20 protein-coding genes and 2 tRNA genes are annotated in these 24758 nt (G+C 72.5%); 9 read left to right on the forward strand and 13 right to left on the reverse strand.

Features of this window, described 5'->3' with window-relative positions; translation table 11 throughout:
• Nucleotides 1–14: 14 nt before the first annotated feature.
• The 3 genes from JOE68_RS09085 to JOE68_RS09095 are packed head-to-tail and all read right to left on the reverse strand — an operon-like array spanning nt 15 to nt 4377.
• Nucleotides 15–395 carry a DUF4233 domain-containing protein gene (locus tag JOE68_RS09085; RefSeq protein WP_307819593.1) on the reverse strand — a complete coding sequence of 127 codons (381 nt, stop codon included), beginning with the start codon at nt 393–395 and terminating at the stop codon, nt 15–17.
• Nucleotides 392–1750: a bifunctional tetrahydrofolate synthase/dihydrofolate synthase gene (gene folC / locus JOE68_RS09090; protein WP_204841877.1), complete on the reverse strand. Its 1359-nt coding sequence runs from the start codon at nt 1748–1750 to the stop codon at nt 392–394. The genes JOE68_RS09085 and folC overlap by 4 nt, the downstream gene beginning before the upstream one ends.
• On the reverse strand, nt 1747–4377 hold the full coding sequence (locus JOE68_RS09095) for a valine--tRNA ligase (RefSeq protein WP_204841878.1): 2631 nt from the start codon (nt 4375–4377) through the stop codon (nt 1747–1749). Before JOE68_RS09095 ends, folC begins: the two co-directional genes overlap by 4 nt.
• Before the next feature lie 377 nt (nt 4378–4754).
• On the opposite strand from JOE68_RS09095, the gene JOE68_RS09100 reads away from it, so the two are divergent.
• The 4 genes from JOE68_RS09100 to JOE68_RS09115 all read left to right on the forward strand — a co-directional run bounded on the left by JOE68_RS09100 (nt 4755) and on the right by JOE68_RS09115 (nt 11234).
• Nucleotides 4755–7055 (forward strand): FdhF/YdeP family oxidoreductase, encoded by a 2301-nt coding sequence (locus JOE68_RS09100; protein ID WP_204841879.1) that lies wholly within the window; start codon nt 4755–4757, stop codon nt 7053–7055.
• An 89-nt stretch (nt 7056–7144) separates the two neighbouring features.
• Complete coding sequence (locus JOE68_RS09105; protein WP_204841880.1) at nt 7145–7684, forward strand: hypothetical protein; 540 nt, start codon at nt 7145–7147, stop codon at nt 7682–7684.
• Between the two features lie 483 nt (nt 7685–8167).
• Nucleotides 8168–8785, forward strand: coding sequence for a hypothetical protein (locus JOE68_RS09110; protein WP_204841881.1), 618 nt, complete (start codon nt 8168–8170; stop codon nt 8783–8785).
• Nucleotides 8786–8948: 163 nt separating this feature from the next.
• Nucleotides 8949–11234: an ATP-binding protein gene (locus JOE68_RS09115; RefSeq protein WP_204841882.1), complete on the forward strand. Its 2286-nt coding sequence runs from the start codon at nt 8949–8951 to the stop codon at nt 11232–11234.
• A 117-nt stretch (nt 11235–11351) separates the two neighbouring features.
• Here JOE68_RS09115 and JOE68_RS09120 read toward each other — a convergent pair whose 3' ends face one another.
• Nucleotides 11352–12899, reverse strand: coding sequence for a phytoene desaturase family protein (locus tag JOE68_RS09120; RefSeq protein WP_204841883.1), 1548 nt, complete (start codon nt 12897–12899; stop codon nt 11352–11354).
• Nucleotides 12900–13054: 155 nt separating this feature from the next.
• Between JOE68_RS09120 and fdhD the strand changes: the two genes are divergently transcribed.
• The 3 genes from fdhD to JOE68_RS09135 are packed head-to-tail and all read left to right on the forward strand — an operon-like array spanning nt 13055 to nt 15978.
• The gene (gene fdhD, locus JOE68_RS09125) at nt 13055–13918 is read left to right on the forward strand and encodes a formate dehydrogenase accessory sulfurtransferase FdhD (protein WP_204841884.1); all 864 of its coding nucleotides are present in this window, start codon (nt 13055–13057) and stop codon (nt 13916–13918) included.
• Nucleotides 13915–15084 carry a CaiB/BaiF CoA transferase family protein gene (locus JOE68_RS09130; RefSeq protein WP_204841885.1) on the forward strand — a complete coding sequence of 390 codons (1170 nt, stop codon included), beginning with the start codon at nt 13915–13917 and terminating at the stop codon, nt 15082–15084. Before fdhD ends, JOE68_RS09130 begins: the two co-directional genes overlap by 4 nt.
• A gap of 24 nt (nt 15085–15108) precedes the next feature.
• Nucleotides 15109–15978, forward strand: coding sequence for an alpha/beta hydrolase (locus JOE68_RS09135; protein ID WP_204841886.1), 870 nt, complete (start codon nt 15109–15111; stop codon nt 15976–15978).
• Here JOE68_RS09135 and JOE68_RS09140 read toward each other — a convergent pair.
• The 6 genes from JOE68_RS09140 to JOE68_RS31755 form a co-directional block, all read right to left on the reverse strand.
• Entirely contained in the window at nt 15965–16552 is a 588-nt protein-coding gene (locus tag JOE68_RS09140) for an RBBP9/YdeN family alpha/beta hydrolase (RefSeq protein ID WP_204841887.1), read from the reverse strand. The two genes, JOE68_RS09135 and JOE68_RS09140, sit on opposite strands and share 14 nt — an antisense overlap.
• Before the next feature lie 2 nt (nt 16553–16554).
• The gene (gene clpX, locus JOE68_RS09145) at nt 16555–17835 is read right to left on the reverse strand and encodes an ATP-dependent Clp protease ATP-binding subunit ClpX (protein ID WP_204841888.1); all 1281 of its coding nucleotides are present in this window, start codon (nt 17833–17835) and stop codon (nt 16555–16557) included.
• Nucleotides 17836–18040: 205 nt separating this feature from the next.
• Entirely contained in the window at nt 18041–18667 is a 627-nt protein-coding gene (locus JOE68_RS09150) for an ATP-dependent Clp protease proteolytic subunit (protein ID WP_204841889.1), read from the reverse strand.
• 31 nt (nt 18668–18698) lie between these two features.
• Nucleotides 18699–19307 carry an ATP-dependent Clp protease proteolytic subunit gene (locus tag JOE68_RS09155; protein ID WP_204841890.1) on the reverse strand — a complete coding sequence of 203 codons (609 nt, stop codon included), beginning with the start codon at nt 19305–19307 and terminating at the stop codon, nt 18699–18701.
• A 124-nt stretch (nt 19308–19431) separates the two neighbouring features.
• Nucleotides 19432–20790, reverse strand: coding sequence for a trigger factor (tig, locus tag JOE68_RS09160; protein WP_204841891.1), 1359 nt, complete (start codon nt 20788–20790; stop codon nt 19432–19434).
• Between the two features lie 1181 nt (nt 20791–21971).
• Nucleotides 21972–22100 carry a hypothetical protein gene (locus tag JOE68_RS31755; protein ID WP_275584711.1) on the reverse strand — a complete coding sequence of 43 codons (129 nt, stop codon included), beginning with the start codon at nt 22098–22100 and terminating at the stop codon, nt 21972–21974.
• A gap of 18 nt (nt 22101–22118) precedes the next feature.
• Between JOE68_RS31755 and JOE68_RS09165 the strand changes: the two genes are divergently transcribed.
• Nucleotides 22119–23024, forward strand: coding sequence for a LysR family transcriptional regulator (locus tag JOE68_RS09165; protein ID WP_204841892.1), 906 nt, complete (start codon nt 22119–22121; stop codon nt 23022–23024).
• A gap of 113 nt (nt 23025–23137) precedes the next feature.
• On the opposite strand, the gene JOE68_RS09170 is transcribed toward JOE68_RS09165, so the two are convergent.
• Nucleotides 23138–23211 (reverse strand) — tRNA-Pro (locus JOE68_RS09170).
• A gap of 61 nt (nt 23212–23272) precedes the next feature.
• Here JOE68_RS09170 and JOE68_RS09175 point away from each other — a divergent pair.
• Nucleotides 23273–23343: transfer RNA gene (locus tag JOE68_RS09175), tRNA-Gly, on the forward strand.
• 92 nt (nt 23344–23435) lie between these two features.
• On the opposite strand, the gene JOE68_RS09180 is transcribed toward JOE68_RS09175, so the two are convergent.
• Together JOE68_RS09180 and JOE68_RS09185 are read right to left on the reverse strand one after the other, a co-directional pair.
• Nucleotides 23436–24566 (reverse strand): tyrosine-type recombinase/integrase, encoded by a 1131-nt coding sequence (locus JOE68_RS09180; protein ID WP_204841893.1) that lies wholly within the window; start codon nt 24564–24566, stop codon nt 23436–23438.
• Nucleotides 24566–24754 carry a helix-turn-helix domain-containing protein gene (locus JOE68_RS09185; RefSeq protein WP_204841894.1) on the reverse strand — a complete coding sequence of 63 codons (189 nt, stop codon included), beginning with the start codon at nt 24752–24754 and terminating at the stop codon, nt 24566–24568. The genes JOE68_RS09180 and JOE68_RS09185 overlap by 1 nt, the downstream gene beginning before the upstream one ends.
• Between the last annotated feature and the right edge of the window lie 4 nt (nt 24755–24758).

A 24758-nucleotide genomic window follows, 5' to 3' on the forward strand; every position in this document is an offset into this window, starting at 1 on the left:
GGCCGCGACCGCGATCAGGTCTGCTGGCCGGGCAGCCTGCCCTCGGCCATGCGGCGCGCCACGTCCCGCCGCAGCCACAGCAGGTAGACCCACACCAGGGTGAACAGCACGCCGATGGCGCCCAGCGCGGTCAGCGCCGGCCACGACACGATCATCACCAGGTGCAGGGCCCCGATCACCCACACCACCCAGGGGCGCTTGAGGAGCGCGCACGTGCCGATGAACGCCACCAGCAGCCCCAGCACCAGGTAGCCGGTGCCCGTGCCGATGCCGCCGCCGAGCTTGGCCACCACCGGCAGCGCCAGGGCGACGACGATCGCCTCCAGCACGAGCGTGCCCGCCATGATGCCGCGGAACGACTTCATCGGGTCCTTCTTCGGCGCCGGCGCGGTCACGACGGCTCCTTGCCGAACAGCGCCCGCGCCTCGCCCGCCGTCACCACGGACCCCGTCACGATCACGCCTCCGCCGGACACCAGGCCACCCCCGTCGTCCTCCTCGGCCAGCCGCACGGCCTCCTCGACGGCGTCGTCCAGGTGGGGCCGCACGACCATCCGGTCCTCGCCGAAGATCGGCACGGCCACGCCCGCCAGCAGGTCCGGGTCCATGGCCCGCGGCGACGAGTTCGCGGTCAGCACGACCTCGGTCACCACCGGCTCCAGCTCGCCGAGGATGCCCACCGCGTCCTTGTCGTCCATCACGCCCACGACCGCGACCAGCTTGCGGAACCCGAACTCCTCGTCCAGCGCCTTCGCCAGCGCTTTGGCGCCGTGCGGGTTGTGCGCGGCGTCCACCAGCACGGTCGGCGCGGAGCGCACCCGCTCCAGCCGCCCCGGCGACGCCACGGTCGCGAACGCCTCGCGCACCGCCTCCACGTCCAGCTGCCGGTCGGCGCCCGCGCCGAAGAACGCCTCCACCGCCGCGAGGGCGAGCGCCGCGTTGGCCGCCTGGTGCGCGCCGTGCAGCGGGAGGAAGACGTCCTCGTACACGCCGCCGAGCCCCTGCAACCGCAGCAGCTGGCCGCCGACGGCGACGTCGCGCCGCAGCACGCCGAACTCCGAGCCCTGCCGGGCCACGGTGGCGTCGGCCTCGGCGACCCGCCGCAGCAGCACCCGCTCGACCGCCGGGTCCTGCTCGGCCAGCAGCGCCACCGCGCCGGGCTTGATGATCCCGGCCTTCTCGGCGGCGATGCCCTCCAGCGAGGGGCCCAGGTAGTCGACGTGGTCCAGCCCGACGGGCGTGATCACGGCGATCCTGCCGTCGGCGATGTTGGTGGCGTCCCACCGGCCGCCCATGCCGACCTCGACCACCGCCGCGTCCACCGGGGCGTCGGCGAACGCCGCGAACGCCATCCCGGTCAGCACCTCGAACTTGCTCAGCGGCACCTCGCCGCGGCTGTCCACGATGGACACCAGCGGCTCCACGTCGCGGTAGACCTCGACGTAGCGCTCGGGGCTGATCGGCGCGTTGTCCACGTTGATCCGCTCGGTCACCAGCTGCAGGTGCGGGCTGGTGTACCGGCCGGTGCGCAGGCCGACGCGGGTCAGCAGCGCGTCGACCATGCGCGAGGTCGACGTCTTGCCGTTGGTGCCGGTGACGTGCACCACCGGGTAGGACGCCTGCGGGTCGCCCAGCAGCTCGGCCAGCGCCCGGATGCGGTCGACGCTCGGCTCCAGCTTGGTCTCCGGCCAGCGCTGGTTCAGCTCCGCCTCGACCTGGCGCAGCTCCTCCAGCGGATCGGGGGCGCTCATGACCGCGGCAGCGCTTCGAGGCGGGCGCCGATCCGCTCGACGTCGGCGTTCGCCGCGGCCAGCCGCGCCTGGATCCTGGCGACCACCTCCGCGGGCGCCTTGCCGGTGAACGCGGGGTTGCCGAGCTTGCCCTCGCACTGGGCCCGCTCCTTCTCCGCCGCCGCCAGGTCCTTGGCCAGCCGCTTGCGCTCGGCCGCCACGTCGACCGCGCCGGACAGGTCCAGCTCGACCGTCACCGCGCCCCCGGGCAGGCCGACCTCCAGCGACGCCGACACCGCCCAGCCCTCCCCCGGCTCGGTCATCCTGGTCAGCGCCCGGACCGCGGGCACCTGGTCGAGCAGGTCGACGCGGTCCGCGCCGCGCACCTCGCCCGCGACCTTCTGGGCGGGCTTGAGGCCCTGGTCGGAGCGGAACCGGCGGATCTCGGTGACCAGCTTCTTCAGGCCCTCGACGCGGGTGGCGGCCACCTCGTCGCGCGCCCCGCCGCGCGGTGTCGGCCAGTCGGCCACGACCAGCGACTCGCCGCCGGTCAGCGCCGTCCACAGCGCCTCGGTGATGAACGGCGTCAGCGGGTGCAGCAGCCGCAGCACCACGTCGAGCACGTGCCCGAGCACCGCCCGGGTCGCCTCGGCGCGCTCGCCGCCCTCGGCCAGCTGGACCTTGGCCAGCTCCAGGTACCAGTCGCAGAACTCGTCCCAGGTGAAGTGGTAGAGCGCTTCGCTGAGCTTGGCGAACCCGAAGACCTCGAACTGCGCGTCGACGTCGGCGACCAGCTCGTCGAGCAGGTCCAGGACCCACCGGTCGGCGTCGGTCAGCCGCTCGCGCGGCGGCACCGGGCGCTCCACCGTCGCGCCGTTGCCCAGCGCGAACCGGGTGGCGTTCCACAGCTTGGTGGTGAAGTTGCGCGAGCCCGCCGCCCACTCCTCGGCGATCGCCATGTCCGAGCCGGGGTTCGCGCCGCGCAGCAGCGTGAACCGGGTCGCGTCCGCGCCGTAGGAGTCCATCCAGTCCAGCGGGTCGATGCCGTTGCCGCGCGACTTGGACATCTTCTTGCCGTGCTGGTCGCGGATCAGGCCGTGCAGGTACACGTGGTCGAACGGCTGCACGCCGTCCATCGCGTACAGGCCGAACATCATCATCCGGACGACCCAGAAGAACAGGATGTCGTAGCCGGTCGACAGGACGCTGGTCGGGTAGAACTTGGCCAGGTCGTCGGTCCGCGCGGGCCAGCCCAGCGTCGAGAACGGCCACAGGCCCGAGGAGAACCACGTGTCGAGCACGTCCTCGTCCTGCACCCAGCCCTCGCCCGGCGGCTCGTCGTCCGGGCCGACGCACATCACCTTGTCGTTCGGGCCGTACCAGACCGGGATGCGGTGGCCCCACCACAGCTGGCGCGAGATGCACCAGTCGTTGAGGTTGTCCACCCAGTCGAAGTAGCGCTTGGCCAGCTCCGGCGGGTGGATGCGCGTGCGGCCGTCGCGGACCGCCGCCGCGGCCTCGCGGGCCAGCGGCTCGACCTTGACCCACCACTGCAGCGACAGCCGCGGCTCGACCACCGTGTCGCAGCGCGAGCAGTGGCCGACGGAGTGCTTGTAGGGGCGCTTCTCGGCCACGATCCGGCCCTGCTCGCGCAGGGCGGCGACCACGGCGGGCCGCGCCTCGAACCGGTCCAGGCCCTCGAACGGGCCGTGCGCGGTGATCACGCCGCGGCCGTCCATGACGGTCAGCGCGGGCAGGTCGTGCCGGCGGCCGATCTCGAAGTCGTTCGGGTCGTGCGCCGGGGTGACCTTGACCGCGCCGGTGCCGAACTCCGGGTCCACGTGCTCGTCGGCCACGACCGGGACGAACCGGCCGGTCAGCGGCACCTCGACCTCGGTGCCGACGAGGTGGCGGTAGCGCTCGTCGGACGGGTGCACGGCCACGGCGGTGTCGCCGAGCATCGTCTCGGCGCGGGTGGTCGCCACGACGACCGAGCGCTCGCCCGAGCCGTAGCGGATGGACACCAGCTCGCCGTCGTCCTCGGAGTGGTCGACCTCGATGTCCGACAACGCCGTCCGGCAGCGCGGGCACCAGTTGATGATGCGCTCGGCCCGGTAGATCAGGCCGTCGTCGAACAGCCGCTTGAAGATCGTCTGGACGGCGCGGGACAGGCCCTCGTCCATGGTGAACCGGACGCGGTCCCAGTCGACGCCGTCGCCGAGGCGGCGCATCTGGCCGAGGATCTTCCCGCCGACCTCCTCGCGCCAGCGCCAGACCCGCTCCACGAACTCCTCGCGCCCGAGGTCGTGCCGGGACAGGCCCTCGCCCGCGAGGGCGCGCTCGACGGCGGTCTGCGTCGCGATGCCCGCGTGGTCGGTGCCGGGCAGCCACAGCACCTCGTAGCCCTGCATCCGGCGGCGGCGGGTCAGGGCGTCCATGACGCTGTGGTTGAGCGCGTGGCCCATGTGCAGGCTGCCGTTGACGTTCGGCGGGGGCAGCACGATCGTGAACGGCGGCTTGTCGCTGTTCGCGTCCGCCGCGAAGTAGCCGCGCTCCACCCACCGCTCGTACAGCCCGGCCTCTACCTCGGCCGGGTTCCAGGCCGGCGGGAGTTCGGTGCGCTGCGGTGGGGTGGGCGTTTCAGTCACACGGGGAGTCTACGGAGCCGCGGGTGTCGACTTCTAATCAGATACCTGGTAGCGCCCCCTCCCGTCATCCGATGCGGGCACGTGCCGTTCCCCGTGCCGGGGGACGCCCGCCGACGCCTGCGCGGCACCGCCCGAGGTCACCCGTTCGGCCGATTCGGGGTGCCAGTGGCCCCGATCACAATTGACGGTGATCACCGGGTGGCGCGGGGGGTGGAGGTCGTGGTCACGGGCCGTGCTCAACCCCTTGGGGCCCGTGCCGGCGAACCGGCGCCACCCCGTCGTCGACGGTCGATCGCGGTACCGCTGGCGCGCTCGCGCGGGGCGCGCCAGCGCACGGCGGCCGGGAGCGGCCCGGGTGCGCCCGGGAGCGGCGCACAATGGCGGGCATGAGCGAGCCACCCCTGCACGACATCGACGAGTCCCGGATCGACGTGACCGAGCCGAAGCGGTGGGCGGCGGGCATCCCCGGCGTCGCCGTGTCGCTCAAGCGCGGCGTGGAGCAGATGGGGGTGACCCGGACGGTCACCGCGCTGCGGCTGCTCAACCAGCGCGAGGGCTTCGACTGCCCGGGGTGCGCCTGGCCGGAGCCGCAGGGGCACCGCAAGCTCGCCGAGTTCTGCGAGAACGGCGCGAAGGCGGTCGCCGAGGAGGCCACCCGGCGGCGGGTCGGGCCGGAGTTCTTCGCCGCCCACCCGGTCGCGGAGCTGGCCGGGAAGACCGACTACTGGCTGGGGCAGCAGGGCAGGCTGACCGACCCGGTGGTGCTGCGCGAGGGCGGGACGCACTACGAGCCGATCCCGTGGAGCGAGGCGTTCGAGCTGGTCGCGACCCAGCTCAACGGGCTGGCCCACCCGGACGAGGCCGTCTTCTACACCTCCGGCCGCACCAGCAACGAGGCCGCGTTCCTCTACCAGCTGATGGTCCGCTCGTTCGGCACGAACAACCTGCCGGACTGCTCGAACATGTGCCACGAGTCCTCCGGCGCGGCGCTGTCGGAGACCACCGGCATCGGCAAGGGCTCGGTGGGCATCGACGACTTCGCCCGCGCCGACCTGGTCGTCGTGGTGGGCCAGAACCCCGGCACGAACCACCCGCGGATGCTGTCCGCGCTGGAGGACGCCAAGAAGGCGGGCGCGAAGGTCGTCGCCGTGAACCCGCTGCCCGAAGCCGGGCTGATGCGGTTCAAGAACCCGCAGAACGCCAGGGGCCTCGTCGGCGCCGGCACCCCGCTGGCCGACGAGTTCCTGCAGATCCGGCTGGGCGGCGACCAGGCGCTGTTCCAGGCCGCGGGGAACCTGCTGCTGTCGTGGGGCGCGGTGGACGAGGAGTTCGTCGCGCAGCGCACCGACGGGTTCGCCGAGTACGCCGGGCACGTGCGCCGGCTGGACTGGGACGCCGTGGACGCCGCCACCGGCCTGCCGCGCGCGCAGGTCGAGCTGTTCGCGCGGATGCTGGCGGACTCCCGGCGCACCATCTTCTGCTGGGCCATGGGCCTGACGCAGCACCGGCACTCGGTGCAGACCATCCGCGAGATCGCGAACGTGGCGCTGCTGCGCGGCATGATCGGCAAGCCGGGCGCGGGGCTGTGCCCGGTGCGCGGGCACTCCAACGTGCAGGGCGACCGGACCATGGGCATCTGGGAGAAGATGCCGGAGAAGTTCATGTCCGCGCTGGAGACCGAGTTCGGCATCAGCGTGCCGCGCGAGCACGGGCTCGACACGGTGGCCTCGATCCGGGCCATGCGCGACGGCCGCGCCAAGGTGTTCTTCGCCGTGGGCGGCAACTTCGTGGCGGCCACGCCCGACACGGCGGTGACCGAGCGGGCGATGCGGTCGTGCGAGCTGACCGTGCAGGTGTCCACCAAGCTCAACCGGTCGCACGTGGTGCACGGGCGGACCGCGCTCATCCTGCCCGCGCTGGGCCGCACCGAGAGCGACCTCCAGCACAGCGGCGAGCAGTTCGTCACCGTCGAGGACTCGATGTCGGTGGTGCACCGCTCGCGCGGCCGGCTCGCGCCCGCGAGCGACCGGCTGCTGTCGGAGGTGTCGATCGTGTGCCGGCTCGCGCGGGCCGTGCTGGGCGACGCGCACCCCGTGCCGTGGGAGGAGTTCGAGAAGGACTACGACCTGATCCGGGACCGGATCTCCCGGGTCGTGCCGGGCTGCGCCGACTACAACGAGCGGGTGCGCCGCCCGGACGGGTTCGTGCTGCCGCACGCGCCCCGCGACGCCCGCGAGTTCACCGGCACGCGGACCGGCAAGGCGCAGTTCGCCGCGCACGGGCTGACCGTGCTGCGGGTGCCGCCGGGCCGGCTGCTGCTGCAGACCCTGCGCAGCCACGACCAGTACAACACCACCATCTACGGCCTGGACGACCGGTACCGCGGGGTGAAGGACGGCCGGCGGGTGGTGTTCGTCAGCCCGGCCGACCTCGCCGAGCTGGGCCTGCGGGACGGCCAGCACGTGGACCTGGTCAGCGAGTGGCCGGAGGACCCGACGGGCGTGACCGAGCGGCGCGCCGAGCGGTTCCGGGTGGTGTCCTACCCCACCGCGAAGGGCTGCGCGGCGGCGTACTTCCCCGAGGCCAACCCGCTGGTGCCGCTGGACTCCACGGCGGACGTCTCCGGCACGCCCACGTCGAAGTCGATCGTGGTCCGGTTGGAGGGGCTCGCCGGCTGACCGGCCCGGCCGGGCGCGGGCAGCGGCGGCCCGCGGGTAACGTCGTCCCCCGTTCGGGCGAACCACCGGACGAGGGACTTGGAGGAGCGGTGACCGACAAGAAGGCACTCGCGGCCGTGCTCGGGCTCGTCGCGCTCGGGCCGGCCTTGCTCGCCGGCTGCACCTCCACCCCCGACGACCCGCCCCCTCCCGCCACGTCGAGCGAGCAGGCCGCCCCGATCACCACGCAGGGCGAGGTCGACCCGGTGAACTGCGCCGACGCGCCCGAGGAGGTCGTCGGCGCGGCGCTGCGGCTGAACCTGAGCCACCCGCGCGAGACCGTCGACGGCTCCGCGGTGACCTGCCGGTACGAGGGCGGCGGCGTCGAGACCTCGGTGCGGTTCCGGACGGGGGCGGACGCGGGCGCGTTCGCCGAGGGCAAGGAGAAGGAGAGGGCCGCGGGCGGGGGCCGGAAGGTGAAGGACCTGCCCGGCTTCCACGACGAGGCGTACACCGCGACCCTGGGCACCGGTGAGGTCGTGGAGAACACCCTGGTGGCGCGAAAGGGACCGGTCGAGATCACCGTGACGTCGGGCGCGAACTTCGAGCAGGAGAAGAAGCTGGTCAGCGAGTTGTTCGAGCGCATTTAGGACGAAAAACGCACCTTTGCGCGGTGCGTTTCCCTGCACCACGCAGAAGGACACGCCGGACTGATGCGGGTGACAGCGGTGCGAAGGCTGCGGTGGCGCAGCAGGGCGTCGCTGCAGCCGCGGTGCTCCCGGACGAAACGGCGAGTCGGCACCGGGCAGGTCGGGCGACGGGTGGGCAGCGCGCCGATCAGGCCCGCTCGGCGCGCGCAGGACGGTGCCGCATCGCCCGTCGACCGATCGAGTGGGCTGAGCGGTTGAACGAGCGACTTGTGCGTCATATGACGTGGAACGCGCCTCCGCTGATCGGTACAACTCCGTTTCATCGAACGCCTCGCTGGGCGAACGATCACCGAGGAATGGCCGATGGGTGCAGTTCGGCGGTGAGGAGCCGTGATGCAGGGGCAGCCATTGCACGACGCTCGCGTCAAGATCGGCGGGAACGCCCACGGGCCGGTTATTGCCGGTAGCGGCAACACCGCCCACATGAACACCACGACGTCCGACCCGGAAGTCACCTCCGAACGGAGGCCGCGTGCCGACCTGCTGGCGGCGTACCGGGTCGTGGTGACCACGGACGTGCAGAGGTCGAGCTCGCGCAACAACGACGGGCAACGGCGCATGCGCCGAGCACTGGAGGAGTGCGTTCGGGCGGGGGCGGTGGCGCTGGGGGTGTCACCGGACGCTTTCGAGTTCGTCGACCGCGGTGACGGCCTCCAGGTGGTGATGCCGGAGGCGGTCACACCGGTCGGCGTCCTCGACGTCTTCATCGAGGCGGTCGCCAAGGCGCTGCGGGAGCACAACGAGGCGGCCGGTGACGCCTACCGGATCGACCTGCGGGCCGCCGTGCACGTCGGCCATGTCGACCGGGTGGGCGGTGAGTGGTCGGGCACCCCGTTGGTGCACGCGGCGCGCCTGGTGGACGCACCCGAGGTGAAGCACGTCCTCGGGGAGACCGGTGACGCGTGCCTGGCGCTGGTGGTGTCGAACGCGGTGAAGCACTTGGTCGACGAGGGCTACTGCAAGGTCGGCCCCGCCGGCTACCGGCACGTCGCGGTGGTCGTCAAGGAGACGTCGTGCGACGCCTGGTGGCGGTTGTTGTGAGTGGGCTTTCCGGTGCCGGGATTCCCCACCTTCCGAGGGGGCAGTGATCATGGGCCAGGCGCGTGAAGACCTCGGACGACCGGGTGGGGACGGTCAAGGCCCCGCTCCGGGTCACGGGCGCGTCAGCCACAGCGTCGAGGTCGGCGGGAGCACCGACGGGCCGGTGGTCGCGGGGGACTACAACCTCGTGATCGACGCGCGGCACGGGTCCTCCGTCATGGTGGGGAGGGTCGAGCGGGAGCGGCCTGCGCCGGTGCGCAGGGACCGGATCTCGGTCCTCCCCCGGCGCACGCCCGAACCGCTCGGGCGGGAAGCGGACGCGGCTGCGCTGGCCGCGGCCATCGCCGCGGGTGGCCTGGTGCAGCTGAGCGGGCCGGCCGGGATCGGCAAGAGCACCCTGCTGCGCCACCTGGCGCGGACGACCGGGAACGGACCCGACGGCGTGGTGTTCGTCAGCGCCGCGCACAAACAGGTCGCCGACCTCGCGCAGGAGGTGTTCGAAGCCTGCTACCGGACCCGGGGCTACGCACCGTCCCGGACCGACCTGCGCGGGATGCTGACCGGCCTGCGGATCACCGTGTACGTCGATGACGCCGAGCTGACGACCGGCCAGCTGCGGGAACTCGCCGACCTGGCGCCCGACGCGACCTTCGTCGTGGCCTGCCGGGACAGCACGCTGCTGGGCGACGGCGCCGTGCACCACCTGGGCGGCCTGGGCCGGGACGGGGCGACGCTGCTGCTGACCCGGGCCCTCGGCAGGTCGTTGCACGACGCGGAGCACGCCACGGCGTCCGGCCTGTGGCAGGCGTCCGGCGGGAACCCGCTGCTCCTGCTGCGCGCGGCCGGGATGGCGGGGTCCGGCCGGTCGGCGCTGCCGGCGCCGGGCGCCGTCGGGGACCTGCTGCCGCGGTTGCTCGAACTGCTCGACGGCGCCGCGATGGGCGCGCTGGACCTCCTCGCGGCGTTGCAGGACGCCGAACTCGCCGCCGAGCACATCGGCGCCCTGGCCGGCGAACCGGATCCGGCCGCGCTGTGCCGGCGCCTCACCGATCTCGGTCTCCTGACGCCGGGCGAGCAGGGGTACCGGTGCGCACCGGGTGTGGTGCCGGCCGTGCGGCGCCGCGACACCGCGGCGATCCCGGTCGAGGGGCTGTGCCGGTACTTCACCCGGTGGGCGGCCGATCCGGCCACGACACCCGCCCAGGTCGCCGCCCACAGCAGGGCGATCGAGAGGGTCGCCGGCCTCGCGGTGGACGCCGGGATGCCCGAACTCACCGTTGCGCTCGGCCGGGCCGCGTCACCGAAGCTGGCGCACTCGCTGCGGTTCGACGCCTGGGGGCGGGTGCTGGGGCGCGGGTGGGCCGGCGCCCGGCGCGCGGGTGATCGACGAGCCGAGGCGTACTTCACCCACGAGGAGGGCATCCGCTGCCTGGTCACGGGTCGACGCGTCGCGGCGGCGGCCCTGCTGGCACAGGCTTCCGTGCTGTGGCACGTCCTCGGCGACCACCAGGGCACGACCGCCGCGTCCGACGCCCACCGGTTCCTGCCGCAGGAGCTCCAGCCGCCCGGCCGGGTCGACGCACCGGCGCAAGCCGCCCCCGACGAGGGCGGCACTTCCCGGGCCGTGGCCGACCACATGGCCGACCTCGAGCACGCGGCGCCGGAACCCCCCGCACCCACCACCCGTGACAGCGTCGACCCGGGCTGCTCCGGCGCCGATCCCACCGGGCCCGGGGTGTCGCCCGACCCTGGCCCGACCCAGGCGCTCGGCGACCCCGCCACCGCACCGGTCAGCGGTGACCCCGGCCTGACCGCCGTCGCGACGAGCCCTCCGGTGCTCCCCGGCGGCGCCTCCGGGGCGACGGCCGCCTCCGGGGCGACAGCGGCAGCCGCCGCCCAGGGCGGCTCGCTGCTGGTCTCGTTCCTCGTCGCGCTCGCGGTCGTCGGCGCCGTCGCACTCGTCGTGCACGACAGGAACAAGGAGAGCGAAGCCGCAGGCGGTTGGCCGGCCACCACCGGTGGGAGGACGACCGGCGTCGTGAACAACCGGCGAACCGGCGGACCGGGCACCAGGAAGCCCGCGATCACGAACACCAGGAAACCCGCGGTCACGAACACCCGGCAGACCGGGGTCGCCGGCACCTGGAGAGAAGGTCGGGACGAGTTCGACATCGTCGAATCCAAGCCCGGCGTGTACGTCTACCAGACAACTTGCAACGACAGGATCAAGCTGACCGGGGACAAGACGAAAGCCACCGGGAGGACTCCGGCACGGACCCAGGACAGCGGCGGCGGCAACTGCGGTCCCATCATCGGGTACAAGACGGTCACGATCAGGGTGGGTGCGGATCGGGATACCGCCCAGTGGACGGTGACGATGCCACCTGACGAGGCGGGGCGGTGGATTTGTCATTCCTGCGGGACGAGCACCCTGACCCGCGTCGGGTAGCCACCGCGCACATCTCGCCACGGTCCGGAGCCACCGGCCGGACACCGTCCACGCAGACCTCCGCAGCACCTCCCGGTTCCCGCTGACGGCCGGTTCCGCCCGAACGGCTCGGCAGGCTCAGGACGGTCCCCTGCTACGAGCGCCCCAGCGTTCCAGGACCGCCATGGCGGCGTTGTGGCCGCCGATGCCGCTGACCCCGCCACCGCGCCGGGCGCCCGCCCCGCACACGAACAGGTTGGGCACGTCGGTCTCCACGCCCCACCGGCCGACCTCCTCCTCGTCCTCCGCGAAGGGCCACCTCAGCTCGTCGTGGAAGATGTTGCCGCGCAGCAGGCCCAGTTCGGCCTCCAGGTCCAGCGGTGATCGGGCCTCCAGGCACGGCCTGCCCTCGGCGTCCTGCGCCAGGCACTCCTGGAGCGGCTCCTCCAGGTGCTCGTTCAACGCCGCGAGGTAGCGGTCGACCAGGCGGTCCCTCAGGGCTTCGCCGCCCTGCTCGAACAGCGCCGCCGGGGTGTGCAGGCCGAACAGCGTCAGGGTGTGCCAACCCTGCTCGGCCGGTTCGCCGGACAGGATCGACGGGTCGGTCAGCGTGTGGCAGTACACCTCGGCGGGCGGCGCCGACGGCACCCGGCCGGCGGCGCTCTCCCGGTAGGCGGCCTCCAACTGCGAGTACGACTCGCCCAGGTGCAGCGTGCCCGCGAACGCGAGCTCCGGGTCCACCCCGCCGCGCACCTCCGGCAGCCTGCGCAGCAGCATGTTGACCTTCACCTGGCTGCCCTCGGCCACCGGGCGCTCCTCCTTGCCCCGCAAGGAGTCCAGCACGCGGGGGGCCACACCGGACAGCACGAAGCGCGCGCCGGCGGTCCGGCCGTCGAACTCCACCTCGGCGTGCTCGCCGTCAGCGTCCACCCTGGACACCTCGGCGCCGGTGACGACCTCCGCGCCGGCCTCGCGGGCGGCGCGGAGCAGCTCGGCGGTCACCGCGCCCATCCCGCCGACCGGGACCTTCCACTCCCCCGTGCCGTTGCCGATCACGTGGTACAGGAAGCAGCGGTTGGCCTTCAGGTCGTGCAGGGACGCGTGCGTGCCGATCAGGGCGTCGGTCGCGACCACGCCGCGCACGACGTCGTCGGCGAACAGCTCTTCCAGCGTCACGCCCAGCGGGCGCTCGAAGACCTGCTCCCACAACCGCGCCCGCGCCACCGCGTCGACGCGGATGCGGGCGTGCTCGCGGGGCACGAGCGGTTCCAGCAGGGTCGGGGCCAGCGCCCGCGCCAGCGCCGCCAGGTCGGCGTACCAGCGCTGCCACCGCTCGAACTCGGCGTCCGACCCGGTCAGCGCGCGGAACGACGCGGCGGTCACCGCGCCGGGCGCGCGCTCGACGAGCAGGTTCCCGGCCGGCGTGTAGGAGGAGGCGGCGCGCGACCGCAGCTCCACCCGCAGGCCGAGGTCGGACGCGATCCGGTCGGGCAGCAGGCTGACGAGGTACGAGTACCGCGACAGCCGCGCGCCCACGCCGGGGAACACGTGCTCGGAGACCGCCGCGCCGCCGACGTGGTCGAGCTTCTCCAGCACCAGCACCGAGCGCCCGGCGCGCGCCAGGTACGCCGCCGCGACCAGGGCGTTGTGCCCGCCGCCGACCACCACCACGTCGTAGGAACCCACCGGCCGACACTAACCGGTGAACCGCACCGCCACCGCGTGGACCGATGCGCCGCGAGCGGTCGGGGGGACCGGTGGCCCCGGACCTCCGTAACCTGGTCGGGGACCGGCCCGGCGAACCGGAGCCGGGGACCCGGCGGGAGGAATGAGGTGCCACGATGGGGCGAGTGACCGTCCGCCGCCCGGTGGTCACGTACTCGCGGGGCGCGCGCCGCGCGCGGGTCGACGTGCTGGCCGCCGAGGAGCCGCTGGAGCTGCGGGTGGGCGGGTCGGCGCTGACCGTGACCATGCGCACGCCCGGCCACGACGTGGAGCTGGCCCACGGCTTCCTGCTCTCCGAGGGCGTGATCGGCGGCCTGCGCGACGTCGCGGTGGCCCGGTTCTGCGAGGGCGCCGGCCCCGACGGGGTGAACACCTACAACGTGCTGGACCTGACGCTGGCCGACCACGTGCCGCCGCCCGACCCCGGCGTGGAGCGGAACTTCCACACCACCTCGTCGTGCGGGGTGTGCGGCAAGGCGGCGCTGGACGCGGTGCGGCTCAAGACCCGCCACTCCCCCGCCGACGACGCGGTCCGGGTGGGCGTGGACGTGCTCGCCGGGCTGCCCGACGCGCTGCGGGCCAAGCAGAAGGTCTTCGCCTCCACCGGCGGCCTGCACGCCGCCGGGCTTTTCACCGCATCAGGTGATGCCCTGGTGGTGCGCGAGGACGTCGGGCGGCACAACGCGGTGGACAAGGTGCTGGGCTGGGCGGTCCTCCAGGACCGCGTCCCGCTGGCCGGGGCCGTCCTGGTGGTGTCCGGGCGCGCCTCGTTCGAGCTGGTGCAGAAGGCGGCGATGGCGGGCGTCCCGGTGCTGGCGGCCGTGTCCGCGCCGTCGTCGCTGGCCGCGGAGCTGGCCGAGGAGCAGGGCGTGACGCTGGTCGGGTTCCTGCGCGGCGACTCGATGAACGTCTACGCCGGCGCCGAGCGGGTCGCCGGGCCGGACCCGGCGGGGAGCCCGGCCGCGGCCGGTCCGGCGTGACGGGGCCCCTGGACGGCGTGCTGGTCGTCAGCATCGAGCAGGCCGTCGCCGTCCCCTACGCCACGCGGCTGCTGGCCGACCTGGGCGCGCGGGTCGTGAAGGTGGAGCGCCCCGACGGCGGCGACTTCGCGCGGCACTACGACCACGCCTGCGGCGAGGTGTCCTCCTACTTCGCCTGGACCAACGTCGGCAAGCAGTCGCTGACCCTGGACCTGAAGGACCCCGCCGGCCGGGAGGTGCTCGACCGGCTGGTCGCGCGGGCCGACGTGGTGCTGTGCAACCTGTCGCCCGGCGCGGCCCGCCGCGCCGGGGTGGACGCCGGGGCGCTGCGCGCGCGGCGCCCGTCGCTGGTGGTCGGCGAGCTGTCCGGCTACGGCGAAGGCGGACCGTACGCGCGGCGCAAGGCGTTCGACGCGCTGGTGCAGTCCGAGGCGGGGCTGGTGGAACTCACCGGCGAGGGCGACGTGACGGCGCGCGCGGGCATCTCGGTGGCCGACATCGCCGCCGGCGTGCAGCTGCACTCGGCGGTGCTGGCCGCCCTGCTGCACCGCGAGCGCACGGGCGAGGGCGTCACCCTGCGGTTGTCGCTGTTCGAGGCGATGGCCGAGTGGATGCACCAGCCCCTGCTGTACGCGGCGGGCACCGGCCGGGCGGCGCCCCGCACCGGCGCGCACCACCCCAGCATCGCCCCGTACGGCCCGTTCCGGTGCCGCGACGGCGCGGTGCACCTGGCCGTGCAGAACGACCCGCAGTGGCGGCGGCTGTGCGCCGTGCTGGGCCGGCCGGGGCTGGCCGACGACCCGAGGTTCGGCTCGGTCGCCTCCCGGGTGGAGCACCGGGCCGCGCTGCACGCCGAGCTGGACTTCACCGACTGGTCCGCCGCCGACCTGCTGGCCGCCCTGGACGGGGCGGACGTGCCGGCCGCCCGCACCCGCGGCGTCGCCGACCTGCCCGAGCACCCGCAGCTGGCCGCCCGCGACCGCTGGGCGCGCGTGGGCGTGCCCGGCGGCGAGGTGGCGGTGCTGCGCCCGCCCGTGGATTCGTCGGCGTGGCGGTGGGAGCCCGGGTCGGTGCCGGGGCGCGGGCAGCACACCGACGAGGTGCTGCGGTTCCTGGGCTACGGGGCGGAGCAGGTGGCCGCCCTCCGGGCGCGGTCCGCGGTCTGAGCCGGGACGTCACGAGGAGGGGACGTGGTCAGCAGGCGGGTGGTGCTCGGCGCGCTGGGCGCGGCCGGGCTCGCCGTCGCGGGGACGGCCGCGGCCCTGGTCGGGCGGGCGCCGGCCGACGGGGCGCTGCGGCTGGTGCGGGCCGACGCCGGTCCGATGCCGGGCGTGAAGCAGCCCGTGGTGCGCGTGGAGCGGGTGCGCTCGCGGGCGCGCGGGCGGGACGTCGACCTGGTGACGGTCCTGCCGTCCGGGGTGCCCGCGCGCGGGCTGCCCATGTCGGTCCTGCTGCACGGGCTGTCCGGCACCGCGCGCCACGCGGCCGTCGGCGGGCTGCCGAGGGCGCTGGTCGCGGCCGTGCGGCGCGGCGTGGTGCCGCCGTTCGGCTTCGCCGCGGTCGACGGCGGCGACCACTACTGGCACGAGAACGTGCCGGGCGACGACCCGATGGCGATGCTGCTCGACGAGGTGCCCCGCTGGCTGCTCGACCGCGGCTTCCGCGAGCCGTTCGCGTGCACCGGGGTGTCCATGGGCGGCTTCGGCGCCCTGCTGTACGCCCGGCGGCGCGCCGAGCGCCGCGAACCGGCCGTGGCGGTGGCCGCCATCTCGCCCGGCCTGCACACGTCGTGGCCCGAGATGGCCAAGCGCGGCGCGTTCACCGACGAGGCGCAGTGGGCGGCGCTGGACCCGCTGCGGCACCTCGACGCGCTGCGCGACGTGCCGCTGGGCGTGTGGGTCGGCGACCGGGACTGGTTCATCGAGGGCGCCCGGGAGCTCATCGCCGGGACCCGGCCCCTGGTCGCCTCCGTCACGCCCGGCGGGCACGACGAGGCGTTCTACCGCGACGTCGTGCCCGACGTGGTGCGCTTCCTGGGCGGGCGGCTCACCGCGGGGTGAGCGGCGTGCGGTCGCTGCGCACCCACTTGAGCACCGCGTTCCACGAGCCGTAGCCGGACTCGGTGTTCAGGTGGCCGCCGCCGACGACGACGTCCACGTCCACCCGCAGCGCCTCGGCCAGCTCCTTGCCCTGCTCCACGGAGCAGTACCGGTCGCCCTCGCCCACCACCAGCCGGGTCGACGCCGCGGCCCGCCGCGGCGCGGTCGGGTCCAGCGGCACGTCCAGGAACCCGGTGATCAGCGGCTCGACGGTGCAGTGCGGGCTCGGCGGCGCGACCAGCAGCACCCGGTCCACGCGCAGCGCCGGGTCGAACCCGCCGGCCGCGTGGTGCAGCCACAGCAGGCACGCCAGCGAGTGCGCCACGACGACCCGCTCCCCCTCCCGGGGCGCGGCGGCGAGGTGCTCCCGCAGCTCGGCGAGCCAGACGTCGAGCTGCGGGGCGTCCGGGAGGGTGAACTGGGGCAGGTCCACCTGCCCACCGCGGTGGGCCAGCTCGCCCGCCAGCCAGTTCTGCCAGTGCTCCGGCCCGGAGCCGCCCAGGCCGTGCAGCACCAGCGCGTACGGCAGGGACAACGTCAGGCGGACTTCTCGCGGCGCTCCCGGCGGGAGGGCTGCCGGGCCACGATGGTCGGGTTGACGTTCTCCTTCACCGTCTGCTCGGTGATGACGACCTTGGCGACGTCCGTGCGGCTCGGGATGTCGTACATCACCGGCAGCAGGACCTCCTCCATGATCGCCCGCAGGCCGCGGGCGCCGGTGCCGCGCAGGATCGCCTGGTCGGCCACCGCCTCCATCGCGGTCCGCGTGAACTCCAGCTCCACGCCGTCCATCTCGAACAGCTTCTGGTACTGCTTGACCAGCGCGTTCTTCGGCTCGGTGAGGATGCGGACCAGCGACGCCTTGTCCAGGTTCGTGACGCTGGCCACCATCGGCAGCCGCCCGATGAACTCCGGGATCAGGCCGAACTTGATCAGGTCCTCGGGCATCGACTCGGCGTAGTAGTCCGCCGCGTCGACCTCCGCCTTGGTGCGCACCTCGGCGCCGAAGCCCAGGCCGCGCTTGCCGACCCGGTCCTGGATGATCTTGTCCAGGCCCGCGAAGGCGCCCGCCACGATGAACAGCACGTTCGTCGTGTCGATCTGGATGAACTCCTGGTGCGGGTGCTTGCGCCCGCCCTGCGGCGGCACCGAGGCCGTCGTGCCCTCCAGGATCTTCAGCAGCGCCTGCTGCACGCCCTCGCCCGACACGTCGCGCGTGATCGACGGGTTTTCACTCTTCCGAGCGATTTTGTCGACCTCGTCGATGTAGATGATGCCGGTCTCGGCGCGCTTGACGTCGTAGTCCGCCGCCTGGATCAGCTTGAGGAGGATGTTCTCCACGTCCTCGCCCACGTAGCCCGCCTCGGTCAGCGCCGTGGCGTCCGCGATCGCGAACGGCACGTTCAGCATCTTGGCGAGCGTCTGGGCCAGGTAGGTCTTGCCGCACCCGGTCGGGCCGAGCATGAGGATGTTCGACTTGGCGAGTTCCACGCCGTCGTCGCGCCCCTCGCGCCCGCGGTCGCCCGCCTGGATCCGCTTGTAGTGGTTGTAGACCGCCACCGAGAGCGTCCGCTTGGCCTCGTTCTGGCCGATCACGTACTGGTCGAGGAATTCGTGGATCTCGGCGGGCTTGGGCAGCTCGTCGAGCTTGACGTCGCCGGCCTCCGCGAGTTCTTCCTCGATGATCTCGTTGCAGAGGTCGATGCACTCATCGCAGATGTAGACACCGGGGCCGGCGATGAGTTTTTTCACCTGCTTCTGGCTCTTCCCGCAGAAAGAGCACTTCAGCAGGTCGCCGCCGTCACCGATACGCGCCATGACCGCTGACCTCTGTCCCCTCCGGCGCACGTCCTGGTGAGGTGCGCCTGACTGCTGGTTGGCATCCACCCGCTGGGTGCGGGGTCCGCCCGTTCCCCTCGACGGTACCTGTCCCACCCGCCTGTGCGGGAGGACCAGCGTGCCCCCGACACGGCCGACCGGTCAGGACCCCTGGCCGGCTCGGCGTGTCGGGCGTCACGGTGAGTTACTTCGCCGACAGCTTCCGGTACGGCAGGACGCTGTCCACGATGCCGTAGTCCCTGGCCTCGTCGGCGGTCAGGATCTTGTCGCGCTCGATGTCGGTGCGGACCTGCTCGGCGCTGCGGCTGGTGTGCTTGGCCAGCGTCGTCTCCAGCAGCCTGCGCACCCGCTGGATCTCGTTGGACTGGATCTCCAGGTCGGAGACCTGCCCGTAGACGCCCTCGGTCGCCGGCTGGTGGATCAGGATCCGCGAGTTCGGCAGCGCGTGCCGCTTGCCGGGCGTGCCCGCCGCCAGCAGGACCGCGGCGGCCGAGGCGGCCTGGCCCAGGCAGTAGGTCTGGATGTCCGGGCGGACGAACTGCATGGTGTCGTAGATGGCCATCAGCGAGGTGAACGAGCCACCCGGCGAGTTGATGTACATCAGGATGTCGCGGTCGGGGTCCTCCGACTCCAGCACGAGCAGCTGGGCCATCACGTCGTTGGCCGACGCGTCGTCCACCTGCACGCCGAGGAAGATGATGCGCTCCTCGAACAGCTTGTTGTACGGGTTGGACTCCTTGATGCCGTAGCTCGTGCGCTCCACGAACGAGGGGAGCACGTACCGGGACTGCGGCGCGTGGAACTGGCTCACTGGCTTGTCTCCTGGTCCTTCGGCTGCCCGGTCAGTTGGTGTTGGCCTGGCTGGCGCGGGTGATCACCTTGTCCACGAAGCCGTACTCCAGGGCCTCCTGGGCGGTGAACCAGCGGTCGCGGTCGGAGTCGGCGATGATCCGCTCGACCGGCTGGCCGGTGTGCTGCGCGATCAGCTCGGCCATCTCCTGCTTGGTCCGGGTGAGCATGTCCGCCTGGATCGCGATGTCGGCCGCCGTGCCGCCGACACCCGCCGAGGGCTGGTGCATCAGGATGCGGGCGTGCGGCAGCGCGTGCCGCTTGCCGGGCGTGCCGGCGGAGAGCAGGAACTGCCCCATCGACGCCGCGAGGCCCATCGCGTAGGTCGCGACGTCGGGCTCGATGAGCTGCATCGTGTCGAAGATCGCCATTCCCGCGGTCACCGAGCCGCCGGGCGAGTTGATGTAGAGCGTGATGTCCTTCTCGGGGTCCTCCGCCGCGAGGAGGAGGAGCTGCGCCGTGATCTGGTTGGCGATGCCCTCTTCGACCTGCGACCCCAGCACGATGATCCGCTCGCGGAGCAGGCGCTCGTAGACCGAGTCGTTGAGGTTCATCCCCGTGGCCGACCGCATCTCGGGCGTCGGGAAGAAGTGCTGCGTCACGTCTGCCTGCCTAACTTTGCCGAAAAGAGTCTCGTGACAACGACCTTAACGAAGGCGGGCGGCGTCGCCTTCCCGACACCGCCCGCGTTCGCTCAGGGCTTCAACTCCGGTGGAGGTCCGACGGTCAGGCCGTCGGCTCGGCCGCGGATTCCTCAGTGGACCTGGTCTCGCCGAACAGCTCGTCGAGGTCCAGCGCGTTGCCCGCGGCGTCGGTGACGGTGGCCTGGCGCACCACCGACGCCAGCGCCTTGCCGCGGCGCACGTCGGCGAAGATGGCGCCGAGCTGGCCGGACTGCTGCGCGCGCTTGACGTACTCGTCGGGGCTGATGCCGAACCGCTGCGCCTGGTAGATGATCCGCTCGGTCAGCTCGGCGTCGGAGACGGTCAGCTGCTCGGCGTCGGCGATGGCGTCGAGCACGAGCTGCGTCTTCACGGCCTGCTCGGCGGCGGTGCGCACCTCGGCGTCGAACTCGTCCTTGGTCTGGCCCTGCTCGGTCAGCCACTCGGCGAAGCGGTTCTCGTCGTGGTCGAAGGCGTGCACGGCGTCGTGCGCGCGGGCCTCCACCTCGCCCTCGACGACGGCCTCGGGCAGCGGCACCTCGACGGCGGCCAGCAGCGCCTCCAGCACCTTGTCGCGCGCCTGCACGCCCTGCTGCATCTTCTTCACCCGGGCCAGGCGCACCCGCAGGTCGGCCGTCAGCTCGTCGAGGGTGTCGAACTCGCTGGCGAGCTGGGCGAACTCGTCGTCCAGCTCGGGCAGCTGCCGCTCCTTGACCGTGTTCAGCACGACGGTGACGTCGGCCTCGCGGCCCGCGTGCTCGCCCGCGACCAGGGTGGTGGTGAAGCTCTTGGACTCGCCCTCGGACGCGCCGACCAGGGCCTCGTCGATGCCCTCCACGAGCTGGCCGGAGCCGATCTCGTAGGACAGGCCGGTGGTCCTGGCCTCCTCGACCTCCTCGCCGTCGACCGTGGCGGACAGGTCGACGACGACGAAGTCGCCCTCCCGGGCGGGGCGCTGGACGCCGGTCAGGGTGCCGAAGCGGGCGCGCAGCTCGTCCAGCTGGGCGGCCACGTCGTCCTCGGTGACCTCCTGCTCGTCCACGCTCACGGCCAGCTCGCCGAACGCGGGCACGGTGATCTCCGGGCGGACGTCGACCTCGGCGGTGAACGCCAGCGACTCGCCGTCCTCGATCTTCGTGACCTCGAAGTCCGGGCGGCCGAGGGTGCGGATCTCGCCGGAGTTGACCGCCTCCAGGTACTTGGCGGGGATCGCCTCCTGGACGACCTCGTCCAGGACCGGCGCGCGGCCGATGCGGCTCTCCAGCACCCGGGCGGGCGCCTTGCCGGGGCGGAAGCCGGGGATGCGGACCTGCTTGGCCAGCTTGCGGTAGGCGCGGTCGAAGTCCGACTTGAGCTCGTCGAACGGCACCTCGACGTTGATCCGGACCCGCGTCGGGCTCAGGTGCTCGACGGTGCTCTTCAACGTGGTCTCCTCGTAACGGGCAGGACGTGCGGAACACCCCGGAAGCGCTCTGCCGGGCGCCGGGATTCCGCATGAGTCTAGGCGGTGGGCCGCGGGCGGGCGGGCGGCACCCCGGCCAGCCCCCGCCCGGGCGCCCGGGCGGGGACCACCACGGCCCCGCGTTCGGGTGGCGCCGGACCGGGTGGCGCGCCGGGTGGGCGCGGGCCCGGCGCGCCCGGTCCCGGCGGCGGGCCCGGCAGGCGGTCCGGGCGCGGTCCCGGGCGGCTCGCGGCCGCGGCCCGGACCCGGCGCCCGGGGAGTCCCGCCGGTCACGGCCGGTGATCGGATTCTCGAGTATTTCCCAACGCTTTCCCGATGGACTGATGAGCCATTCGGCATTCGGCGTAATTGCCGCCGTTCGCCTTTCCTGCGCATTTCACTCTTTCGTTACCGCAGAGCCGGCGCGGACCGGGCGGGCGGAGGGGGCCGCCCGGGCGGGCGGCAGCGGCCCCGACCCGGCGCGCCGGGCGGTCCCACGGACTGGGCGCATGCCGGCAGTTTTCCGCACTGGTGCGGAAAACTCGAGGCAGGAGGCGCGTCGGGTCGTCTGCGGGACTACGCGTCGGTTCGGCCGCCGGGGTTGCGCCGAACGGGGTACCGGACTCCGTTCGCGCTAGGCCGTCCGAGTGAGCACACCCCAGGTGAGCACTGCGCCGTCCTTGATCACCGAGCGCAGTCGCGAACGCCTGGTGTAACACGGATGCCGTAGCAGCGACTTACCGACCGCAACACCGGGCACGAGGAGGTTCCGCAGATGGGGTGAATTGAGGCCGTTCGGAGTAGCGGCCGACCGAAAACTTTCACTTGTCGAGATGACTCCACTCGCCGTAGTCCATTAGTGTGGGTTTCAGGTAGCGTGACGGCCGGACCCGCAACGCTGGACCACTAAATGATTCACGTTGCCGGGCGTTCTGGGGGGTCAGCAGCGGACGCCACCGGCAACCGGGACCAGAGGAACGAGCGAAAACAATGTCATCGAGCTTCTTACCCGCCTACCAGACAAGGTGCCGATGACCCGATGAGAGCCATTCCGCCGCTGCCGAACAGTAACCCGCGACCTGCCCCCGACACCGGCCCGACGCAGTGCCGCACCGGTCCCCGGCAGGCCCTGGGAGGAACACGAGACCATCGGGTACCGCCCCTCACGGCCGAGCGGCGATGTTGATCAGCACCAGGTCGCACCGGGACGCCCGGCGCACCCAGGTCGACTGCCGCCACGCAAGGAAACCCACGACGCCGGCCTGCACCGGGCGCTCGCGGACCACTTTCACGCACCGTTGGGGAGCTCCATGGAGACACGTCAGCTTTTGGCGTTCACAACTGTGGTTCAAACGGGCAGCTTCACCAAGGCAGCCGCTACGCTGAATTGTTCGCAGCCCACCATAACCACCCGGATCAAGGCACTGGAGGAAACCCTCGGCGTGCCGTTGTTCCGCCGCCTGCCACGCGGCATCCAGATGACCTCCGCGGGGGTCGAACTGCTGCCGTTCGCGCGCAACATCATCACGTTGACGGACAAGGCGCGCAAGGCCATCACGATGAACGGCGAGCCGCACGGCAAGCTGGTCATCGGCAGCGCGCAGAGCCTGACCGACTACCGACTGCTACCACTGATCGAGTACATGTGCTGGCGCTACCCGAGCGTCCAGATCTCGCTGCACTCGCGCAACACGCAGGCCAACCTGACCTCGGTGCGCGAGGGCAGGCTCGACTGCGCGTTCTTCATCGGCTCCGTGGAACCCCGCGAGGGTTTGGAGACGACGGTGCTCTGCCCGGAACCGCTGGTCATGGTCGCCGGGCCGACGCACGCGCTGACGAGGCGCTCGGTGATCACCGAGGACGAGCTGCGCGGGAGCACCCTCATCCGGGCGGAGAACGGCGCCAGCTACTACGAGCAGTTCGAGCAGGCGCTGGGGCTGCAGGACGCGGAGAGCAGGTCGCCGGTGCTGGCGCTGGACTCGATCGACGCCGCCAAGCGGGCGGTCGCCTCGGGCCTGGGGATCTCGCTGGTCCCCGAGGTGACGGTCGCGGCGGAGCTGGCCGACGGCAGGCTGTGCCGCCTGCCCTGGGTCCCGCCGTTCCGGGTGTACACCCAGTTCGCGTGGCGCCAGGACAACTCGAGCAACCCGTCGGTGACGGCGCTGGTCTCGGCGGCGGCGCAGGTGGTGAGCGAGCAGGTGGCGGCCCCGGCCTGACCAGCGGCCGACGGGAACGCCGTTCTTGAGCGCCCAATGGCGCGGTGTGCTCAAGAACGGCAGCACCGGGCTGCCACGCGGCCCCCACCGGACCCAGGGGGCCGCGCCGACCGTCGGGGCGACAGGATTTGAACCTGCGACCCCCCGCTCCCAAAGCGGGTGCGCTACCAAACTGCGCCACGCCCCGGTCCCCGACACCCTATCGCGACCCGCTAAGCTGATCCCGCGCCCACCCCCGTGGGCGCGATGCGGGTGTAGCTCAATGGTAGAGCCCCAGCCTTCCAAGCTGGTCATGCGGGTTCGATTCCCGTCACCCGCTCTCTCCTCCCTTCGCAGGTCAACGGCGGTGCCGCCGGTTCGAGGCGACACCGCCGCCGTGTTCGTTGACCACGTCGTGCGATTAGCGTGCGATTAGACCTTTCGGCGCTTCCGGGCCGCCTTGACCCTCTTGCCGAGCTTCGCGGCGATCTCGTGGTCCCGCTCGCTGGTCGCGTGCTGGTAGATCAGCGCCGCCCTCATGCTCCCGTGCCCCATCCGGTGCATCAGCTCCCGAGTGCTGGCCCCGGCCGCCGCCGCCAGGGTGTTGCCCGTGTGTCGGAGGTCGTGGAAGTGGAAGCCCTTCGGTAGCCCGACCTCGGCCACGGTCTTGATCCACTTCACCGACCGGTGCCAGTTCCCCCGCTTGAGCCCGGCACCCTTCGGCCCCGCGAAGATCAAGGCATCGGCATCCGCAGCCACGAACGCCATCAAGTGCCGCCGGAACTCGTCCACCATGAAGTCAGGCAGGGCGACCGTGCGGAAGCCCGCTTGCGACTTGGGCGGGCCTTCCACGAGCTTCCCGGAGTTGACCTGGGCCAGCCGACGCGGCACCCGGACCGACGGCGCGTCGAGGTCGACGTCACACCTGCGGAGGCCGATCAGCTCGCCCCATCGCAGGCCCGTGAAGGCCGCAGCGAGGATCAGCACCCTGGACCGAGGCGGCACCGACTCGGAGAGCGTGAACACCTGCTCAACGGACGCCGTGGGACGCTCAGGAGCCTTCTCCTGGTCCGCGCCCTTGATCCGGCACGGGTTGCGCTTGATGCGGTTGTCGTCCAGAGCGGTGTTCATGACCGCCCGCAGGAGCCGGTACGCCTTGGCCGTCGTGGTCTCCGACCGGCCGTTGTCGAGCAGGTGCCGCCGCCAAGTGCGCACCGTCTCGGTGGAGATGTCGCTGAGCAGCTTCTCCCCCAGGAACGGCTTCACGTGGAGTCGGAACTGACGGGCGTACTCCTCACGAGTCCGGACGCCAAGCTCCCGCTCCTTGATCCACCGATCTCCGTACTCGGCCAGTTTGACCTTCCCGAGCAGTGGGTCGATCCACTCCCCCCGGAGAAGATCAGCTTCCACGGTGGACAGCCAGGCGTTGGCGTCCGTCTTGGTCGGGTAGGTCTCCGGTGCGTACCGTCGCACCCCGTCAGGCCCCAGGTAACTCGCCTGGAACTTGTTGGAGGGCAGCTTGCGAACGTGCCCGAACTGTCGGTGGTTCTTCTTGTTCGCCATCAGGCAGCCCTCCTGACGGGCTCGACCCGACCGGCGTTGATGAACGCGTCCACGTCGGCCCGCTTCAGCCGCACGTGCCGCCCGAGGTGGTGGAAGGCGATGCGCCGTTCGGCGATGAGCCGCCGCACGAACCGGACCGTCGTGTTCATGTAGTCCGCCGCCTCTTGCACCGTGAAGTGCTCCGTCATGGTC

Source organism: Saccharothrix algeriensis (genome assembly GCF_016907655.1).
GTDB lineage: Bacteria > Actinomycetota > Actinomycetes > Mycobacteriales > Pseudonocardiaceae > Actinosynnema > Actinosynnema algeriense.

Bases quoted from the DNA above. Each gene is read 5' to 3' on its own strand.
- JOE68_RS09100 (WP_204841879.1), top strand. From the start codon at position 4,755: ATGGCGGGCATGAGCGAGCCACCCCTGCACGACATCGACGAGTCCCGG.
- JOE68_RS09185 (WP_204841894.1), bottom strand. From the start codon at position 24,754: ATGACGGAGCACTTCACGGTGCAAGAGGCGGCGGACTACATGAACACG.
- fdhD (WP_204841884.1), top strand. From the start codon at position 13,055: ATGGGGCGAGTGACCGTCCGCCGCCCGGTGGTCACGTACTCGCGGGGC.
- clpX (WP_204841888.1), bottom strand. From the start codon at position 17,835: ATGGCGCGTATCGGTGACGGCGGCGACCTGCTGAAGTGCTCTTTCTGC.
- JOE68_RS09110 (WP_204841881.1), top strand. From the start codon at position 8,168: ATGAACACCACGACGTCCGACCCGGAAGTCACCTCCGAACGGAGGCCG.
- folC (WP_204841877.1), bottom strand. From the start codon at position 1,750: ATGAGCGCCCCCGATCCGCTGGAGGAGCTGCGCCAGGTCGAGGCGGAG.
- JOE68_RS09165 (WP_204841892.1), top strand. From the start codon at position 22,119: ATGGAGACACGTCAGCTTTTGGCGTTCACAACTGTGGTTCAAACGGGC.
- JOE68_RS09180 (WP_204841893.1), bottom strand. From the start codon at position 24,566: ATGGCGAACAAGAAGAACCACCGACAGTTCGGGCACGTTCGCAAGCTG.